The 4,414-nt window shown below is 71.6% G+C and carries 2 protein-coding genes; both read left to right on the top strand.

Features of this window, described 5'->3' with window-relative positions; all coding sequences use genetic code 11:
• The first annotated feature begins 97 nt into the window (after nt 1-97).
• Nucleotides 98-3,562: a methionine synthase gene (gene metH, locus DQW85_RS26975; protein ID WP_113702725.1), complete on the top strand. Its 3,465-nt coding sequence runs from the start codon at nt 98-100 to the stop codon at nt 3,560-3,562.
• 74 nt (nt 3,563-3,636) lie between these two features.
• On the top strand, nt 3,637-4,281 hold the full coding sequence (locus tag DQW85_RS26970) for an HAD family hydrolase (RefSeq protein WP_113702724.1): 645 nt from the start codon (nt 3,637-3,639) through the stop codon (nt 4,279-4,281).
• The last annotated feature ends 133 nt before the right edge of the window (nt 4,282-4,414 follow it).

Raw genomic sequence — 4,414 nt, 5'->3', positions numbered from 1 at the left:
GTCCCGCGCCCGTCCCGCGCCCGTCCCGCGCCCGTCCCGCGTCCGCGGCGGCCCGCTCGGACACGCCCGCCGAGGCGCAGCCGATAAGCTGCTCCCCATGAGCAGCCCTGCGTCCTTCCGCGAAGCGTTGTCCCAGCGAGTCATCGTCGCCGACGGGGCCATGGGCACGATGCTGCAGGCCCAGGACCCGACCCTCGACGACTTCGAGGGGCACGAGGGCTGCAACGAGGTGCTCAACGTCACCAGGCCCGACATCGTCCAGGGCGTCCACGACGCCTACTTCGCGGTGGGCGTCGACTGCGTGGAGACCAACACGTTCGGCGCCAACCTCGCCGCGCTGGGCGAGTACGACATCGGCGAGCGCGTCTACGAATACTCCGAGGCGGGCGCCCGCATCGCCAGGGAGCGGGCCGACCACTGGTCGACGCCCGAGCATCCGCGCTACGTCCTCGGCTCGATGGGCCCCGGCACCAAGCTGCCCACCCTGGGCCACCTGCCCTACCACAGCCTGCGCGACGCCTACCGCGACAACGCGGCCGGCCTGGTGGCGGGCGGCGCCGACGCCCTGATCATCGAGACCTGCCAGGACCTTCTCCAGGTCAAGGCCGCCGTCATCGGAGCCAGGCGGGCCGTCGAGGCGGCCGGCCGCGACGTGCCGATCATCGCCCAGGTGACGATCGAGACCAACGGCGCGATGCTGCTCGGCTCCGAGATCGGCGCCGCGCTCACCGCGATCGAGCCGCTCGGCGTCGACGTCATCGGCCTCAACTGCGCCACCGGCCCCGCCGAGATGAGCGAGCACCTGCGCTACCTCGCCCGCCACTCCCGGGCGAGGCTGTCGTGCATGCCCAACGCGGGCCTGCCGGTGCTCACCTCCGACGGCGCCTACTACCCGCTGAGCGCGCGGGAGCTGGCCGACGCCCACGACGCCTTCATCCGCGACTACGGCCTGTCCCTGGTCGGCGGCTGCTGCGGCACCACACCCGAGCACCTGCGCCAGGTCGTCGAGCGGGTCCGCGGCAAGCAGCCCGCCCCCCGCAGGCCCCACCCGGAGCCGGGCGCCTCCTCGCTCTACCAGACCGTCCCGTTCCGCCAGGACACCTCCTACCTGGCGATCGGCGAGCGCTGCAACACCAACGGCTCCAAGGCCTTCCGTGAGGCCATGCTGGAGGGCCGCTGGGACGACTGCGTCGAGATGGCCCGCGACCAGGCGCGCGGCGGCGCCCACCTGCTCGACCTGTGCGTCGACTACGTCGGCCGCGACGGCGTGGCCGACATGAAGGAGCTGGCGTTCCGCTTCGCCACCGCCTCCACCCTGCCGATCATGCTCGACTCCACCGAGCCCGCGGTCCTGCAGGCGGGGCTGGAGATGCTCGGCGGGCGCGCCGCCGTCAACTCCGTCAACTACGAGGACGGCGACGGTCCCGACTCCCGCTTCCAGCGGATCATGCGGCTGGTCAGGGAGCACGGCGCGGCCGTGGTCGCGCTCACCATCGACGAGGAGGGCCAGGCCCGCACCGCCGAGTGGAAGGTCCGCGTCGCCGTACGCCTGATCGAGGACCTGGTGGGCAACTGGGGCATGCGGGTCGAGGACATCATCGTCGACTGCCTCACCTTCCCCATCGCCACCGGCCAGGAGGAGACCAGGCGCGACGGCCTGGAGACCATCGAGGCCATCCGCGAGCTCAAGCGCCGCTACCCCGGCGTGCAGACCACGCTGGGCCTGTCCAACATCTCCTTCGGCCTCAACGCCGCCGCCCGCATGGTGCTCAACTCGGTGTTCCTCAACGAGTGCGTCAACGCCGGGCTGGACTCGGCGATCGCGCACGCCTCCAAGATCCTGCCGATGGCGCGCATCCCCGACGAGCAGCGCCAGGTCGCGCTCGACATGGTCTACGACCGGCGCCGCGACGGCTACGACCCGCTGCAGCGCTTCATGGACCTGTTCGAGGGGGTCGACGCCGCCGCGATGCGCGCCGGCAAGGCCGAGGAGCTGGCCGCGTTGCCGCTGTGGGAGCGGCTCAAGCGGCGCGTCATCGACGGCGAGCGCAAGGGGCTGGAGGCCGACCTCGACGCCGCCCTGGAGCAGCGGCCCGCCCTGGAGATCATCAACGAGGTGCTGCTCGACGGCATGAAGACGGTCGGTGAGCTGTTCGGCTCCGGCCAGATGCAGCTGCCGTTCGTGCTGCAGTCGGCCGAGGTGATGAAGACCGCCGTCGCCTACCTCGAGCCCCACATGGACCGCGTCGAGGGCGAGACGAAGGGCCGCATCGTGCTGGCCACCGTCAAGGGCGACGTGCACGACATCGGCAAGAACCTCGTCGACATCATCCTGTCCAACAACGGCTACCAGGTCGTCAACCTCGGCATCAAGCAGCCCGTCTCGGCCATCCTGGAGGCCGCCGACGACCAGAAGGCCGACGTCATCGGCATGTCCGGCCTGCTGGTGAAGTCGACGGTCATCATGAAGGAGAACCTGGAGGAGATGAACTCCAGGGGCCTGTCCGAGAGATACCCCGTGCTGCTGGGCGGCGCCGCGCTCACCCGCGCCTACGTCGAGCAGGACCTCGCGGAGCTGTTCGAGGGCGAGGTCCGCTACGCCCGCGACGCCTTCGAGGGGCTGCGGCTCATGGACGCCTTCATGGCGGTCAAGCGCGGGGTGGCCGGGGCCACGCTGCCGCCGCTGCGCGAGCGCCGCGTCAAGGCGGGCGCCGTGCTGCAGCGCACCCCCGTGGAGGAGCTGCCGTCCCGCTCCGACGTGGCCGTCGACAACCGGGTCCCGGCGGCTCCGTTCCACGGCGACCGCATCGTCAAGGGCATCCCGCTGGCCGACTACTCCGCCTTCCTCGACGAGCGCGCCCTGTTCCTCGGCCAGTGGGGGCTCAAGCCCACCAGAGGCGGCGACGGACCCGGCTACGACGAGCTGGTCGAGACCGAGGGCCGTCCCCGGCTGCGCATGTGGCTGGAGCGCGCCCAGACCGAGGGGCTGCTGGAGGCGGCCGTCGTCTACGGCTACTTCCCGTGCGTCAGCGACGGCGACTCGCTCGTCATCCTCGACGACGCGGGGCGCGAGCGCACCCGCTTCACCTTCCCGCGCCAGCGCCGCGACCGGCACCTGTGCCTGTCCGACTTCTTCCGCCCGCGCGAGTCCGGCGAGGTGGACGTGGTCGCCTTCCAGGTGGCCACCATGGGCGGCAGGATCTCCGAGGCCACGGCCGAGCTGTTCGCCAAGGACGCCTACCGCGACTACCTGGAGCTCCACGGGCTGTCGGTGCAGCTCACGGAGGCGCTCGCCGAATACTGGCACGCCCGGGTCCGGGCCGAGCTCGGCATCGGCGGCGACGAGACGCTCGACGACATGCTCAAGGTCAACATCCAGGGCTGCCGCTACTCCTTCGGCTACCCGGCCTGCCCCAACCTCGAGGACCAGGTGCAGCTGTTCCAGCTCCTCGACCCCGAGCGCATCGGGGTCACGCTGTCGGAGGAGTTCCAGCTCCACCCCGAGCAGGCCACCTCCGCCCTGGTCGCCCACCACCCCGAGGCCAAATACTTCAACGTCTGACCCCTCCGTCGACCACCTTCCCGTCAGGGCCCGCGGCGCCCGCCGCGCCCCGCGACCGACCGATCGGGGAACGCATGGAAGCCGTCTTCTTCGACATGGACGGGCTCCTCGTCGACACCGAGAAGGTGTGGCTGGAGGTCGAGACCGTAGCGATGGCGCGGCTCGGCGGCACCTGGACGCCCGAGCACCAGGCCCACCTGGTCGGCGGCTCCATGGAGCGCACGGTCGCCTACATGCTGGCCGTGTCGGGCTCGTCCGTCGAGCCGGAGACGCTGTGGGCGTGGATGGCCGAGGGCATGGTGGCCCGCCTGGCCGACGGCGTGCGCCTCATGCCGGGTGCCGGAGAGCTGCTCGACGCCCTGTACGACGAGGGCGTACCGGTCGGCCTGGTCACCTCGTCGCTGAAGGAGATCGCCGACGCCGTCCTGAAGGTCGTCGGGCACGACCGCTTCGACGCCGTCGTCACGGCCGACGACGTCGAGCGCACCAAGCCCGACCCGGAGCCCTACCTGACCGCCTGCGGGCTGCTGGGCGTCGAGCCGGTGCGGTGCGTGGTGCTCGAAGACTCGCCCAACGGCGTCGCGGCGGCCACGGCCGCCGGGTGCGCGGTGGTGGCCGTCCCCGGCGTCCTCCCCATCGAGCCCGCCCCGGGCCGCCTGGTGGTCCCCTCGCTCACCTCCGTGACCGTCCCGCACCTCAGGGGCCTCATCCCGTCGTAGCCGCGGATCGGGGGCCGCGGCGGGAAATCCGGAGCAGAACGCGCGGCGCGGTCCCCTAGGGCCTGTTCTGGGTTCAGATCATGAGGTTGTGCTGCGCGGTGCCATCCGGCCCTGATAGGCGAAGGGGTATGGC

It is taken from the genome of Nonomuraea lactucae (assembly GCF_003313395.1).
Lineage (GTDB): Bacteria > Actinomycetota > Actinomycetes > Streptosporangiales > Streptosporangiaceae > Nonomuraea > Nonomuraea lactucae.
This window is presented reverse-complemented; position numbering and strand designations above follow the sequence as displayed.

What these genes read in the sequence shown, in the direction of transcription:
- DQW85_RS26970 (WP_113702724.1), top strand. Translation starts at nt 3,637, where the DNA reads ATGGAAGCCGTCTTCTTCGACATGGACGGGCTCCTCGTCGACACCGAG.
- metH (WP_113702725.1), top strand. Translation starts at nt 98, where the DNA reads ATGAGCAGCCCTGCGTCCTTCCGCGAAGCGTTGTCCCAGCGAGTCATC.